The 14,767-nt window shown below is 60.5% G+C and carries 13 protein-coding genes and 1 pseudogene; 7 read left to right on the plus strand and 7 right to left on the minus strand.

The window, feature by feature from the left end; genetic code table 11:
- The first annotated feature begins 102 nt into the window (after positions 1-102).
- Complete coding sequence (locus PH547_RS05665) at positions 103-1,071, plus strand: LysR family transcriptional regulator (RefSeq protein WP_104824039.1); 969 nt, start codon at positions 103-105, stop codon at positions 1,069-1,071.
- On the opposite strand, the gene PH547_RS05670 is transcribed toward PH547_RS05665, so the two are convergent.
- Positions 1,059-1,856 carry a creatininase family protein gene (locus PH547_RS05670; RefSeq protein ID WP_104824038.1) on the minus strand — a complete coding sequence of 266 codons (798 nt, stop codon included), beginning with the start codon at positions 1,854-1,856 and terminating at the stop codon, positions 1,059-1,061. The genes PH547_RS05665 and PH547_RS05670 overlap by 13 nt on opposite strands.
- A 319-nt stretch (positions 1,857-2,175) precedes the next feature.
- On the opposite strand from PH547_RS05670, the gene PH547_RS05675 reads away from it, so the two are divergent.
- Positions 2,176-2,706: a flavin reductase gene (locus PH547_RS05675; protein ID WP_350223730.1), complete on the plus strand. Its 531-nt coding sequence runs from the start codon at positions 2,176-2,178 to the stop codon at positions 2,704-2,706.
- Here PH547_RS05675 and PH547_RS05680 read toward each other — a convergent pair.
- The 3 genes and pseudogenes from PH547_RS05680 to PH547_RS05690 all read right to left on the minus strand — a co-directional run.
- Entirely contained in the window at positions 2,669-3,481 is an 813-nt protein-coding gene (locus tag PH547_RS05680; RefSeq protein ID WP_104824036.1) for an alpha/beta fold hydrolase, read from the minus strand. The genes PH547_RS05675 and PH547_RS05680 overlap by 38 nt on opposite strands.
- 28 nt (positions 3,482-3,509) lie before the next feature.
- The gene (locus PH547_RS05685; RefSeq protein ID WP_104824035.1) at positions 3,510-3,809 is read right to left on the minus strand and encodes an AzlD family protein; all 300 of its coding nucleotides are present in this window, start codon (positions 3,807-3,809) and stop codon (positions 3,510-3,512) included.
- Positions 3,802-4,053, minus strand: a pseudogene (locus PH547_RS05690) (AzlC family ABC transporter permease); the annotation flags it as partial. The pseudogene PH547_RS05690 and the gene PH547_RS05685, both read right to left, overlap by 8 nt.
- 22 nt (positions 4,054-4,075) lie before the next feature.
- Between PH547_RS05690 and PH547_RS05695 the strand changes: the two are divergent.
- Positions 4,076-4,534, plus strand: coding sequence for an Lrp/AsnC family transcriptional regulator (locus PH547_RS05695; protein ID WP_104824033.1), 459 nt, complete (start codon positions 4,076-4,078; stop codon positions 4,532-4,534).
- Between the two features lie 48 nt (positions 4,535-4,582).
- On the opposite strand, the gene PH547_RS05700 is transcribed toward PH547_RS05695, so the two are convergent.
- Positions 4,583-5,587 (minus strand): NAD-dependent epimerase, encoded by a 1,005-nt coding sequence (locus PH547_RS05700; protein ID WP_104824032.1) that lies wholly within the window; start codon positions 5,585-5,587, stop codon positions 4,583-4,585.
- 71 nt (positions 5,588-5,658) lie between these two features.
- Positions 5,659-6,981, minus strand: coding sequence for a UDP-glucose dehydrogenase family protein (locus tag PH547_RS05705; protein ID WP_104824031.1), 1,323 nt, complete (start codon positions 6,979-6,981; stop codon positions 5,659-5,661).
- A gap of 245 nt (positions 6,982-7,226) precedes the next feature.
- Between PH547_RS05705 and PH547_RS05710 the strand changes: the two genes are divergently transcribed.
- The 4 genes from PH547_RS05710 to PH547_RS05725 all read left to right on the plus strand — a co-directional run bounded on the left by PH547_RS05710 (position 7,227) and on the right by PH547_RS05725 (position 13,446).
- Entirely contained in the window at positions 7,227-8,525 is a 1,299-nt protein-coding gene (locus PH547_RS05710) for an amidohydrolase family protein (protein ID WP_104824030.1), read from the plus strand.
- 115 nt (positions 8,526-8,640) lie between these two features.
- Complete coding sequence (locus PH547_RS05715) at positions 8,641-9,495, plus strand: GNAT family N-acetyltransferase (RefSeq protein ID WP_260303096.1); 855 nt, start codon at positions 8,641-8,643, stop codon at positions 9,493-9,495.
- Between the two features lie 230 nt (positions 9,496-9,725).
- Complete coding sequence (locus PH547_RS05720) at positions 9,726-11,021, plus strand: adenylosuccinate synthase (protein ID WP_104824028.1); 1,296 nt, start codon at positions 9,726-9,728, stop codon at positions 11,019-11,021.
- A 61-nt stretch (positions 11,022-11,082) separates the two neighbouring features.
- Positions 11,083-13,446 carry a hypothetical protein gene (locus tag PH547_RS05725; protein WP_104824027.1) on the plus strand — a complete coding sequence of 788 codons (2,364 nt, stop codon included), beginning with the start codon at positions 11,083-11,085 and terminating at the stop codon, positions 13,444-13,446.
- Positions 13,447-13,535: 89 nt separating this feature from the next.
- On the opposite strand, the gene rpoH is transcribed toward PH547_RS05725, so the two are convergent.
- A complete protein-coding gene (gene rpoH / locus PH547_RS05730; RefSeq protein WP_104824026.1) occupies positions 13,536-14,444 on the minus strand; it encodes an RNA polymerase sigma factor RpoH in 909 nt (302 codons plus the stop codon).
- Between the last annotated feature and the right edge of the window lie 323 nt (positions 14,445-14,767).

Consider the following 14,767-nt stretch of genomic DNA (forward strand, 5'->3'; position numbering starts at 1 on the left):
AAAGCATCAAAATTCGTGCGCATTGATGCCTTTTAGGCATCTCAGCCTGCGCCCGTGCCTAAATTGTGCGGCCTGGGCAAAATTTATGCAATGGGGATGCGAATGCTGCACTCGAGGCGACTTCTTTATATCAACGAGATCGCCCGCTGCGGTTCGATCCGCAAGGCGGCGGCGAGGCTCAATGTGGCATCCTCGGCGATCAACAGGCAGATCCTGGCGCTGGAAGAAGAGATGGGAGCGCCGCTGTTCGAACGGTTGCCGCGCGGGCTCAGGCTGACGGCGGCAGGCGAGCTCTGCATCGAGCATATCCGCGAGGTGCTGAAGAACTACGACCGGCTGGAGGGGCGCATCCGCAGTCTCAAGATGCAGCAGGCCGGCAAGGTCAGGATCGTCACGACGGTCGGGCTCGCCTCCGGACCTTTGCCGGAGATCATCGCGCGTTTCCTGTCGGAACATCCACGCGTCTTCATCCAATTGCGCAATGATGCCGGTTCCACGACCATGGCGCCGGTGCTGTCAGGCGAAGTCGATATCGGCCTGGGTTTCAACATCCCGGCGACACCCGGCATCCGTTCGCTCGGCAATTTCGACATTCCGATCGGCGTCGTGCTGCCGCCGGGGCATCCGCTGATCGGATCTGGGCCGATCAATCTCGCCGATGTCGTGGAAGAGCGGCTGCTGCTGGCGCAGCCGGGCACCAGCCTGCGCGAGATCATCAATCTGACGCTGGCGCGGCTATCGGTGCAGGTCGAGCCGGTGCTGGAAAGCAACGCGTCGGAGATGCTGAAGCAATTGGTCAAATGCGGGGCAGGGCTGACGCTGTTGAACCCGCTCGACGTCATCGCCGAATGCCGGCGCGGCGAACTGGTGTTCCGGCCGATCGCCGAGCCGCATTCGCGGCATCAGCCAATGAAGCTCTTTGCCCGCACGCGGGCGCCGCTCGATGCAGCGACCAGCCTGTTCGTGGAATATCTGCTCGCCGAACTGGCCGGCTTGGTGGAGGAACTGCAGGCCAAGGGACATATTCTGGCGGTGCCGGAACGCCGCCGGCCGGACGCCTATTTCGAATAGAGGTTCGACAGGGGATAGTCCCGGAGATCGCGCAGCAATTCAATGAAGCCCTGCACCTGATGACGGCAGATGAGGGAGCCCTTTTCCGCCGTGCCGTTGGCGGCATTGCCCACGACGCCGTTCGGATTGAGATCGTGGGCGATCCAGGCGAGCGAATGCGGCGGCAGCGGCTGCAGATAGTTGGACTGCTCCTTCATCCATTCCGCCTTGGAGACGAAATTCTCGGCCTTGTCCATGCGGACCAGTTCGGGGCGGAAATGCAGCATCAGCGAGGTCTCTACGTCGCCGCCATGGATGCCATAGCGCTGTTCATGGTCGCTGATCATGCCGTCCGGCGTGCCGAAGCGCGTCCATTGCGTGGCAACGACCGCCATCTGGTGGCGTACGCGCAATTCGCGCGCAACGATGCCCATGATATCGAGATTGCCGCCATGGGAATTGACGATAACCATCTTGCGGAGGCCGGCTTCGGCAACCTTGGCGCCGATCGCCGTCCAGACGGGGATCAGCAGTTCCGCGCCGAGTGAGAGCGTGCCGGGGCCGTAGATATGTTCGTTGGCCTTGCCGATTTCCTGGGTCGGCAACACCAGGAAGTCGAGATCGTCAGGACGCTGCGCCTTCAGTTCGGCCAGCATGCCGTTGGCAATAGCCACGTCTGTGGCGATCGGCAGATGCGGGCCGTGCTGCTCGGTCGAGGCGATCGGCAGAACGGCAATGGTGGTGTCGGGCGAAAGACCGGCGAAATCGTAGGTCGTCAGTTCGTTCCAGTAGAAGGGCTTCGCCATCGCCATTTCCTCTCATGCGCTTCTCTTCCGTAACGGATAAGGCAAGGACGATAGCGGGGGAAAGCATCAATTTGCGGGCGTGCCGCTGCCTTTTTGTGTGCACCTACGATGTTGGCCGCTGTGCGTGGCGAACTTGGCGTGCGGTAGGAGGAGAGAGGCGCGAAACGCAGGGAGGAAATTGTTTTTCTTTTTGTATATAGATTTTATAGAGAACTTATTGCTCCTTAAGTACGGTTTGCGAGCAACATCGTTGCTTGAGACAGAGGTCTCGACCCACTAAGTTTGCCAGGGTCCGGCACAAACGGTGGGGATGATGGGAATGAACATGAAGACATCCGTGGCGATCGAGAAGGCGGTACCCGTCGCCGATCCCGATGTGGTCAAATCCGAGTTCCGCAACGCCATGGCGCGGATGGCGGCGGCCGTCAGCATCGTGACGACCGATGGGCCGGCGGGACTTGCCGGTTTTGCCGCGACCGCCGTCTGCAGCGTCTCCGACAGTCCGCCGACGCTGCTTGTCTGCCTCAATCGCACCGCTTCGGTTCATCCTGCTGTCACGCAAAACGGCGTGCTTTGCGTCAATGTGCTTTCCGAGAGGCATCAGGACCTGTCGCGTCTCTTCGGCGGCAAGACGCCGGTAGCGGAGCGTTTTGCCGCCGCCGCATGGTCGGAACTATCGACCGGCTCGCCGGCATTGGAGGATGCGCTCGTCTCGTTCGACTGCCGCATCGTGCACCGCGCCAATGGCGGCACGCACGATATTCTGATGTGCGAAGTCGATGCCATCCGTCTGCGCGACGGAGGGCAGGGGCTCATTTATTTCGACCGGGCCTATCATCCGGCCGGATAGGCCGGATCAGCAAGAGGTCTTCGATTACCTTGATGACCAGGGCGGGATGTTCACGATGCGGCGAATGTCCGGTGTCCGGCAAAATATGGAATGATCCGCGCCCAGCCGCGATCCGACGTGGATGGGCAAGTGAACCATATTCATCCCGGTCGCCGTGAATGGCAATCACCGGACAACCCAGTTTCTCAAGTGCGGCATCGAGGTTCCATTCGGCGAATTCCGGAGCCAACCAGGTTTCGATCCACGCGCGCAGCACCCAATCAGCTTTCTCACCGTGATATTTGGCGAGCCGGGCAATATTGTCGACCGACGCAAATTCCTGTTGCGAGGTCCTAATACCCTGCACGGTTCTATCTTCCACGAAAGCCTGGGCGGCGATGGTAATCACGGCATTGCAGCCGGCAAACCTGGCCCCCGTTTCCACCGCCATGCCGCCACCCACGCTATGCCCACAGGCGATAAATTCCCCAACCGCCAATTGCTCGCACAGGAGGGGAACGAAGTGTTCCGCTTCCTGGGCAATGAAGTCTCGCTCCAAAATGTCCGTACGAGCATCGGAACGACCAAAGCCCAATCGATCATAGGCGATCACACGTCGGCCGAGAGAACGAGCCAACAACTGCGGGAAATCTTTCCAGAGTGCGACGCATCCGAGAGAGTCGTGAAACAGGATGATCGGAGATTTGGAATTCAGATCGCGCGGCGCCCATGATTTGGCATAGAGGCGCCCGGCGGGGCTCTCTATCCAGTACTCTGCTTCCACGATTTCTGTCATTTTTCCAGCCTACCTGGAGAGTGGGGATTCACGCCAGAATGTGGCGCAGAATACCAGCCGAAGCGATTGCGATCAGCACCGTGGGAAGCACCGGTAGTCGGGTCGCCGCCAACATGGTGAGCGCGAGGGTGATGAGATCGGCTGGCCGTCCGGTGGCGAAGCCTGGCGCGATGACCGTGATCAATACGCAACCCGGGGCGTTCTCCATTACAGTCCGCAAACGGGGACTTAGCGTGCGGTTGCGCAAGAAGACGTATCCTCCGATACGCGTCAGATAGGTGGCCGCCGCCATGCAGATGATGGCAATAACAAATGAAGGATCAAACATCGGTCCGTGCCAGCAGGAATGCAGAGAATACACCGGAGACAGCCCCGGCGGGAACATACCAAGCCCCAGGAAACACCAGGTATGTGGTTGCTGCGACGAGCAAACTGACCAGCCAGGGAAGTGCCGCCTTTGCGCCTTTCCACATTCCGGCCAGCATTACGAAAAATACCGCGGGGAATGCCATGTCAAAGCCATATCGTGTGACATCGCCAAGAACAGGTCCGACGAATGCTCCTATCGTCGTGACTTCCCGGCGGAAAACTCCAATGAAACTTGATTCCTTAGATCGCGCGATACTCCGCGTCCTGCAGCAGGATGGGAAAATCCAGAACACCGAGTTGGCTGCAAAGGTGGGACTGTCTCCGTCTCCATGTCTAAGGCGAGTCAAATTGTTGGAAGAGGCCGGTATCATCAAGCAATATGTCGCCATCCTGGACCCCGCAAAGCTCGATATGGGCTTTACGGTTTTTGTGCGAATATGGCTTTCAAGTCAGGACGAAGAGACAACGACAGCTTTCTATGAGGCGGCCGAAAAGCTTCCGCAGGTGGTCGAGTGCCACCTCATGGCGGGCGACTGCGATTTCCTCCTTCGGGTCGTAGCATCGGATTTGGAGGGATACAGACGGTTCCAGATGGAGCATCTTGGCCGCATCAAGGGGGTCAGAAACATCAAGACCGAAATTCCGATGCAGAAAATCAAGCAGTCGTGGCAAGTGCCAATCTGATGCCGCAGTATCGATTTCCGGCAAGGAGCCGCCTTTGGCGGCATCGGCTCAATAGTTTTCCTGATACCATTCGACGAAACGGCGCACGCCTTCTTCGACTTCGATCTGCGGCTTGAAGCCGGTCAGCGCCACCAGCAGGTCCGGCACGGCATAGGTATTGTGCACGTCGCCGGGCTGCATCGGCAGCATGTGCCGGATCGCCTTCTTGCCGAGCATCGCTTCGATGGTCTCAACAAAGGTCATCAGCCCGACCGGCTGGCCGCCACCGATATTGACGACGCGGAAGGGCGCGTGTTTCGACAGCGTATCGGTGACCGTTTCGGAAACGACGCGGTTTTCCTCTAAGGGTACGACGCCGATAAGGCGGACAATGCCTTCGACGAGATCGTCAATATAGGTGAAATCGCGGCTCATCTTGCCTTCGCCGTAGATCTCGATAGGCCGGTCGTTCCTGATGGCATCGACGAACTTGAACAATGCCATATCGGGACGGCCCCAGGGACCGTAGACGGTGAAGAAACGGAAGGCGGTCGTCGGAATGCGGAAGAGGTGGGCATAGCTATGCGCCATCAGCTCCATGCTCTTCTTCGTCGCCGCGTAGATCGTCATCTGCTCGTCGGCCTTGTCGCTTTCCGCAAAGGGGATCTTCTCGTTGGCGCCGTAGACCGAGGAGGTGGAGGCAAGCAGCAGGTGTTTCGGCTGCAGGCTTTTCGCCAGCTCCAACACATTGAACGAACCGGTGACGTTGGAATCCACGTAGGATCGCGGATTTTCCAGGCTGTAACGCACGCCTGCCTGGGCGGCGAGATGGACGATGACGTCAGGTTCCGCCAGTTCCGCCGCGTGATCCAGCGCCGCCTTGTCTTCCAGCATGCCCGTGACCGCCTTGAAGCCATTGGAGCGGGCGAGAATCGCGGTGCGCTTCTCCTTGAGCTTGACGTCGTAATAGGGCGTCATGCCGTCGAAGCCGACGACGAAATGACCTTCGTCGAGCAGGCGCTTGGCAAGATGGAATCCGATGAAGCCGGCGGTGCCGGTGATGAGATAACGCATTGATCGGCCTTTGCTTAAAGCATTTCCAGGAAAAGTGCGTAGCGGTTTTCCGTTCGGAATGCGTAAACGCTCTAAAGTGTGTCGTCGCTGGAGGGTCTGCCGACGCTTGTATAGGCAAAGCCGTGCTTTGTGACCTCGTCATGGCGATAGATGTTTCTGAGGTCGACGAGAACCGGGGCATTCATAACGGATTTGAGCCGGCCGAAATCGAGTGCGCGGAACTGGTTCCATTCCGTGATGATAACGAGCGCGTCGGCGCCGCGTGCGGCGCTATAGGCATCGTCTGCATAGGTGATGTTTTCGATCAACTGGCGAGCATTATCCATACCCTCCGGATCGTAGCCCGCTACCGAGGCACCGGCATCCTGCAGCGCCTGGATGATCGAGATCGAAGGGCTGTCGCGCATGTCGTCGGTATTCGGCTTGAAGGTCAGGCCGAGGACGGCAATGGTCTTGCCCCTGATATCGCCGCCCATGGCCGCGATCACCTTGCGGCCCATGGCGCGCTTGCGGTTGTCGTTGATCGAAACCGTCGTCTCGATCAGGCGCACGGGGCTGTCGTAATCCTGTGCGGTTTTGGCGAGCGCCAGCGTGTCCTTCGGGAAGCAGGAGCCGCCATAGCCGGGGCCGGCATGCAGGAATTTCGAGCCGATGCGGCCGTCGAGACCGATACCGCGCGAGACTTCCTGCACATTGGCGCCGACCTTCTCGCAGAGATCGGCCATCTCGTTGATGAAAGTGATCTTCATCGCAAGGAAGGCATTGGCGGCGTATTTGATCAGCTCCGACGTGCGGCGGGAGGTAAAGAGCAGCGGCGCCTGGTTGAGGTAGAGCGGCCGATAGACTTCGGTCATGACGCCGCGGGCGCGCTCGTCGTTGAGGCCGATGACGATGCGGTCGGGACGCTTGAAGTCTTCGATGGCAGCGCCTTCGCGCAGGAATTCTGGATTGGAGACGACTGCGACATCGGCATCCGGATTGGTCTCACGCACGATTCGCTCGACTTCGTCGCCGGTGCCGACGGGCACGGTCGATTTGGTGACGATGACGGTAAAGCCCTTGACGTGCTGGGCGATTTCGCGGGCGGCGGCATAGACGTAGGAGAGATCGGCGTGGCCGTCACCGCGACGCGACGGCGTGCCGACGGCGATAAAGACGACGTCACTTGCGGCAACGCTGCTTTCAACCTCGGTCGAAAAGGAGAGGCGACCGGCGCGGACATTGTCGGCAACCAATTGTTCAAGGCCGGGTTCGAAGATCGGGATTTCACCCTTGCGCAACGCCTCGATCTTGCCGGCGTCCTTGTCGACACAAATCACGTCATGACCGAAATCGGCAAAGCAGACGCCGGACACCAAACCCACATAACCGGAACCGATCATCGTGATGTGCATGAAACTTCAATCCTTTTGCTAGCGCAGGACTCAGCGTCGGAACGCACGCCCGTCTTTGGCGGCCATCTGCGCTTATATACACAGGATCGTCGGTGACTCCTATACGTTGCGGTGCTTATCCAGGCGGTTGAGACAGAAGTGTCATAAAGACGGGTACCCCGCCGGCGCACCGGACGAGCGGCTTGCCTGCCCACCGCGTCGTGCTAGACATTCCGCATAGACCTTCCAATCCAAAGGCAACTCCCATGGTGCTCGATCTCATCGTCCGCAATGCCAGCCTTCCCGATGGCCGCGAGGGGCAGGATATCGCCATTGCCGGCGGCAAGATCGTGGCTGTTCAGCCGGGCATGGAAGGGGAGGCGGAGCGCGTGATCGATGCCGATGGGCAACTGGTTTCGCCGCCGTTCATCGACTGCCATTTTCACATGGATGCGACGCTGTCGCTTGGCCTGCCGCGGCTGAATACATCGGGGACGCTGCTCGAAGGTATCGGGCTCTGGGGGGAGTTGAAGCCGCTGCTGACGCATGAGGCGGTGGCAGAGCGGGCATTGCGTTATTGCGATCTTGCCGTGTCGCAAGGGTTGCTCGCCGTGCGGACCCACGTCGATATCTGCGACGACCGGTTGCTTGCCGTCGAAGCGCTGCTGGATGTGAAGAGAAAAGTCGCACCTTATCTCGATCTGCAGCTCGTCGCCTTTCCGCAGGACGGCTATTACCGCTCGCCGACGGCGGCGCAGAACCTGGAACGCGCGCTGGATCTCGGTGTCGATATTGTTGGCGGTATCCCGCATTTCGAGCGGACGATGGACGAGGGCGCGCATTCGGTGCGTGCGCTCTGCGAGATCGCCGAAAAGCGCGGTTTGATGGTCGACATGCATTGCGACGAGACCGACGATCCGCTGTCGCGCCACATCGAGACGCTGGTCGCCGAGACGGTGAGGCTCGGGCTTCAGGGCAGGGTGGCCGGCTCGCATCTGACGTCGATGCATTCGATGGACAATTATTATGTCTCCAAGCTCCTGCCGCTGATTGCTGAGGCGGGCGTGCACGCGATCCCCAATCCGTTGATCAACATCGTGCTTCAGGGCCGGCACGATACCTATCCGAAGCGGCGCGGACTGACCCGGGTCAAGGAGATGCGCGAATTCGGCATCAATATCGCCTTCGGTCAGGATTGCTGCATGGACCCATGGTATTCGCTCGGCGGCGCCGACATGCTGGATGTCGCCCATATGGGACTGCATGTCGGTCAATTGACGTCGCGCGAAGCGATGCGGTTCTGTTTCGACGCGGTCACCGTCAATCCGGCCAAAGTGATGGGGCTCGACGGTTACGGGCTGGAGGTCGGCTGCAACGGCGATCTCGTCGTGCTGCAGGCGCGCGATCCGATCGAAGCGGTGCGATTGCGTGCGGCGAGGCTTTTTGTTGTTCGGCACGGCAAGGTGATCAGCGAGACGCCGGCGCGGATCGCGAAACTGTCGCTCGAAGGCCGGCCGCAATCGGTCGATCCAGCCGCCTACGCGCCAATGCCACCAAGAATTTAACCCATTAGGCATAGCATCGCTTATCGCTTGTGATTGCTATCGCGTTGCAGCATGATGAATTGGGTGCAATCGTTCCGGCGGGGATGATGCATAAGGGGCGGTTCAGGGCTGGTGCATGAAGTCAAATTTTGCCGTGCGTACAATGCGGGCTGGGGAATTGGAGCTCGCTCTCGAATGGGCGCGGCAGGAGGGATGGAATCCCGGTGTCGATGATGCCCTGGCATTTTGGGAGGCGGATCCTTCCGGCTTCTTTATAGGCGCGATCGGCGAAGTGCCGGTCGGCTGTATTTCCGTCGTGCGTTATGGCGAAAGCTTCGCCTTTCTCGGCCTCTACATCGTCCACCCCGAATTTCGCGGCAAGGGTTATGGCAAGGCGCTGTGGAAGAAGGGCATGGCGTTTGCGGGCAATCGTACCATCGGTCTCGACGGCGTCGTTGCGCAGCAGGAAAACTACCGCAGCAGCGGCTTTGAAATGGCCTATCGCACCGTGCGCTATGGCGGTGTCCCGAGAATGCCTGATATAGGCGAAGCAAAGGTGGACGTCGTTCCGGTCACGCAGGACAAGCTCGAAGGCTTGCTGCGATATGATGCCGCCATCTTTCCAGGGCTGCGCTACTCCTTCCTCACGGCCTGGTGCGGCGCGCCGGAAAAACGAAAATCCGTCATGGTCGGCAGCGGCAGCAAGATTCGCGGCTACGGCACGATCCGGCGCTGTTTCGAGGGGTACAAGGTCGGTCCGCTGTTTGCAAACAGTTCCGATGTGGCATCGGCCTTGCTGGCCAAGTTGCTGCCGGAGGCCAAGGGCCGGCCTGTATATATGGACGTGCCTACGGACAACATCGACGCGATCAGGCTTGCCGAAGCGGCCGGACTGTCGCCGGTGTTCGAAACGGCGCGAATGTATCGTGGCGAACCGCCCAAAATGCCACTCGACCGCGTCTTTGCCGTCACCACGCTTGAGCTTGGCTAGTTCCATGTCCTCTCGCGTAGGGTGGGCGAGCGATTTTCTTCGCTTACCCAGCTCCAATATTTCGCATGTGGATATGCGCCGACGGGAAAAATCCTGTTAGGCGCGCTGATTCGTCACGTAAAAAGCCGAATCTCCTGAGACAACAGGGTCGCTTTCCCAAAAACAAAGTTTTATAGATGCGCGGGTTTGAGCAAGGCGCACCGCTGTGCGCAGGAAGCGGGAATGGATAAATGACGAACGTTGTAGTGATCGGCTCGCAATGGGGTGACGAAGGCAAGGGCAAGATTGTCGACTGGCTTTCGGAACGCGCAGATGTGATTGTACGCTTTCAGGGCGGTCATAATGCCGGTCATACGCTTGTTGTCGACGGTGTCAGCTACAAGCTTGCGCTGCTGCCTTCGGGCCTCGTGCGCGGCAAGCTCAGCGTCATCGGCAACGGCGTCGTCGTTGATCCCCATCATTTCGTCGCTGAAGTCGAAAAGCTGCGCGCCCAGGGCATCGCGGTTACGCCCGACGTTCTGCGTATTGCCGAGAACGCCCCGCTGATTCTGTCGCTGCACCGCGATCTCGACGCTCTGCGCGAAGATGCCGCTTCCAACAGCGGCACGAAGATCGGCACGACCCGTCGCGGCATCGGCCCGGCCTATGAAGACAAGGTCGGCCGCCGTGCGATCCGCGTCATCGATCTTGCCGAACCGGATACGCTGCCGGGCAAGATCGATCGGCTGCTGACGCATCACAATGCGCTCCGCCGCGGCATGGGCCTCGATGAAATCTCGTTCGATGCTTTGCACAACGAACTCACCTCTGTTGCAGAGCATATTCTTCCCTATATTGATCAGGTCTGGCGGTTGCTCGACGAGCAGCGCAAGGCTGGCGCCCGTATCCTTTTCGAGGGTGCGCAGGGCGCTTTGTTGGATAATGACCACGGCACCTATCCGTTCGTGACGTCGTCCAACACGGTCGCGGGCCAGGCAGCAGCCGGTTCCGGCCTCGGCCCGACGGCGCTCGGCTATGTGCTCGGCATCACCAAGGCCTATACGACGCGCGTCGGCGAAGGGCCGTTCCCGTGTGAACTGCATGACGAGATCGGCAAACACCTGTCGACGGTTGGCCGAGAGGTTGGCGTCAACACCGGCCGTCCGCGCCGCTGCGGCTGGTTCGATGCCGTGCTGGTTCGCCAGACGGTGAAGACTTCCGGCATTACCGGCATTGCCTTGACCAAGCTTGACGTGCTCGACGGTCTCGACGAACTGAAGATCTGCGTCGGCTACAAACTGGATGGCAAGGAGATCGACTATCTGCCGGCCAGCCAGGCGGCGCAAGCCCGCGTCGAGCCGATCTACATCACGCTCGAAGGCTGGAAGGAATCGACCGTCGGCGCCCGCAAATGGGCCGATTTGCCGGCACAGGCGATCAAATATGTCCGGCAGGTGGAGGAGCTAATCGGCGCTCCGGTGGCGCTGCTTTCGACCAGCCCGGAGCGCGAAGACACTATACTTGTGACCGATCCGTTTGAGGGCTAATGTCGCGGATCAATGACGAATCCCGGTTCGGCCACGTGCCGGGCATCATGAGAAAGTACTGATGGCGGATTTTGTAGCAGTCATTCGACGGGCCGTGGACGGCTTGGCCGATAATACTCCCGAGATGCGGGTCAAGGTTTACGAGCGGGCTCGTGGTGCCGTTCAGCGGCAGCTTGAGAGCATGAAGCCGCGCCCGCCGGAGGAGATGCTGCGCCGTCAGCTCGACAAGCTGGAAGCCGCGATCGTCGAGGTGGAAGCCGAGCATGCCGAGGCGCTGCCGCTGGCTGAAGAGCCAGTCGCGGAAACGCCTTTGGTGCAGGAGGAGCCGCAGCAGGAGCCTGCTGAAGAGCATCATGTTGCGCAAGAACACCATGTCGAGGAACCGGAGCCGGCCCATCCGGAGGTCGCTGCGCACGAGGAGCCCGCCGCTCACGAGCCGGTGCACGAAGAGCCGACCCATGAAGAGCCGACCCATGAAGAGCCGGCTTATGAAGAGCCTGTCTATGAGGAGCCCGCGCATGCTCAGCATCAGTCCGCTGAGCACCATGAGCCGGTAGAGGAATGGGCCGAGGCGCCGCAGGAGCAGGCGCCCGCGGCTGTTCACCACGTCGAGGCCTATGCGGAGCCGGTCCAAGAGCAGGTGCATGAGGAAGCGCCGGAGCACTATGCGGAGGAGGTGCCGGCCGTTGCCGCCGAGCCCGCGCATGCCGCTCCGCAGACGCATACTGCTCATCAGGCGCCTGCCGATGATGTTATGAGCCAAGTCGAGGAAATTTGGGCCGAGGTGGATGCGCCTGCGAAGCGGGCCGAATCCGAGCCGGTGGCGGTACCCGTCATGCCCGCCGCCGCCTTTGCGCCTGCCGTCTTCGGCCATCCCGTGGAGCCGCCCGCCCCGACGAAAGCGCCGGCGAGCGACAAGGCTTTTGCCTGGGATGCGGATGTTTTCGAAGAGCTGCAGTCGGTGCCGGCGCCAGCCGCCAAGCCGGCACAGCCCGCCCGGCAGCAAATGCCGGATAATGCCTTTGACGATGTCGATCTCTTCGCCGATGTGCATTCTCCGTCCAAGTCAGCGCCGAAGAACGATGCTGGCGAGGATGGCTGGCGCGAGCTCAAGGAGCTTGCCGGCTTTGACAAAATCGCCGAGGGGGACCGCGGCGGCGGCTCTTCCATTCCGCCGGATCTCAACCGGGCCATGGCGGCGAAGCTGCAGGGCAAGAGCTTCCGTATGGAGCCGAAGCGCCGCCGCTTCAGCGTGACCAGTATTATCGTGGCCCTCGTTGGCCTCGCGATCGTCGCCGGCGGTGGCTATGCCGCCTGGCTGAACCGTGAAGCGCTCAACAAGATGGTCGCCGACCTCATCAGCTCGGCACCGAAGACTGCGACCACTCCGGCTACCGAGACGGCCAAGAACAACAATACGGCCGCTCCAGCCACAAATGCGCCTGCCGCTTCGACACCGGGCGCGACCGCTCCGGCGCAAAACAATAATGCCGCCACGCAGCCGCCGGCAGCGGGCAACACCAATGTCGCCTCGCTCGACAACGACGCCAACACGGTCAACAGCAAGTTCACGCAGCGCTTGTTGGCGAATGGCACGGAAGAGGATCAAGGTCCGGCAGCGGGCGCTCAGCCGGGTGTCGCTGAAGGCAAGTCCGTGGCCGAGCAGAATGTAGCCTCCGCTGCCCCGGCAAGAGCGGCAACGCCGCCCGCCAACAATGCGAATGGCGCGCAGGCGCCCGCCGCGACCGCGCCGACCACGACGCAGCCTTCAGCCGATCAGCAATCCTCCGCTCCCACCCAGCAATCGCCTGCCGCTCAGCAGCAGCCACAAGCTAATCAACAGCAGACGGCGCCGGCCACGGATGGGCAGAAGGTGTTCCTCTATGAGGAGCGTCTCGGCCAGACATCGCCCACGGCTTTCGAAGGCACCGTCACGTGGTCTCTGCAGGAGGGCAAAGGTGAAGATGGCCGGCCGGAGCCTTCCGTCCAGGGCCTCATCAACGTGCCCGAGCGCGGCCTGACGGCGACGATCACCGTGTCGCGCAATACCGATGCCTCGTTGCCGGCAAGCCATCTCGTAGAGCTTGCCTTCCAGGTTCCGCCGAATTTCGAAGGCGGCGCCATCGACAACGTGCAGCGGATCGCGCTCAAGTCGACCGAACAGGATCGCGGCGACGCCCTGATCGCCGTACCGGCCAAGGTTACCGACGACGTCTACATGGTCGCGCTCAACGATTTTCCGGATGCGCGTAAGACCAATCTCGATCTCCTGAAAACCCGCAACTGGATGGACATTCCCGTGGTCTACCGCAATGGCCGTCGTGCATTGCTGACCATGGAGAAGGGGCCGGCCGGCACCGACGCCTTCAACAAGGCGATTACCGAGTGGCAGGCGCTTGGCGGTGTCGCTTCGAGCGGCCAATAAGCGGTCTCAAATCATTGGAATCAAAAAAGGCGGGCCTTACGGTCCGCCTTTTGTTTGAATTCGTACTGTAATGTCTGAAATCGGAAGCGTTAAGCGGTGGCTTCGACCACCCGCAGAGCCTTGGCGCGTTCCAGCGCATCCTTCTGCACGGCTTCCTGCACCTTCTCGAAGGCGCGGACTTCGATCTGGCGGACGCGTTCGCGGCTGATATCGAACTCGGCCGAGAGGTCCTCCAGCGTCACCGGCTCTTCCGCAAGGCGGCGAGCCTCGAAGATGCGGCGCTCGCGATCGTTCAAGACGCTCATGGCGCGAGCCAACATGCGGCGGCGCGTATCAAGTTCGTCCTGCTCGATCAGCACGTCTTCCTGGCTGTCATGATCGTCCACCAGCCAGTCCTGCCACTGACCCGAATCGCCCTCGGCGGCCTTGATCGGCGCGTTCAGCGAGGCGTCGCCCGAGAGGCGGCGGTTCATCGAAACGACCTCTTCCTCGGAGACGTTCAGCTTGGTGGCGATCTCGGCGACATGCTCCGGCTTCAGGTCGCCGTCATCGATGGCCTGGATGCGGCCCTTCAGGCGACGCAGATTGAAGAACAGACGCTTCTGATTGGCGGTCGTGCCCATCTTCACCAGCGACCACGAGCGCAGAATATATTCCTGGATCGAGGCCTTGATCCACCACATGGCATAGGTTGCCAGGCGGAAGCCACGTTCCGGGTCAAACTTCTTGACGGCCTGCATCAGGCCGACATTGCCTTCCGACACCACTTCGCCGATCGGCAGGCCATAACCGCGATAGCCCATGGCAATCTTCGCCACGAGGCGCAGATGGCTGGTGACGAGCTTATGGGCAGCCTGACGGTCGGCATGTTCCGCGTAGCGCTTGGCGAGCATGTACTCTTCCTGCGGCTCCAACATCGGGAACTTGCGAATCTCGTCGAGATAGCGGTTGAGGCCGGCTTCACCGGCGGTAATGGACGGCAAGGTATTACGGGTCATGAATGCACCCTCCTATTCGAGATCTGGCCCCTTCTGGAGACGTATTGCGCGCCCTTTGCGAAGCAGACCAAGGCGTGCAGGTCGTGAAGACCCCGCACTAAACCAATGTGTAGATAAGTACGGCAAAACAGTGATTCAAGAACGTAGTCACGCAAGAGTTACCCCGGCGCGACAGCTATGCCCGCCGTAACGTTTGTCTCTGAGACTATCTTCCCGAATACTCCGGTCCTGTGAGATTTGGCGACTTCAGCATCAAAACGCTTCGCGTTTTGGATAACTGCGTGACGCACGCCGGAGATCGGCTCCCCCCAATTATAGGCGGC

Source organism: Rhizobium cerradonense (assembly GCF_030182455.1).
GTDB lineage: Bacteria > Pseudomonadota > Alphaproteobacteria > Rhizobiales > Rhizobiaceae > Rhizobium.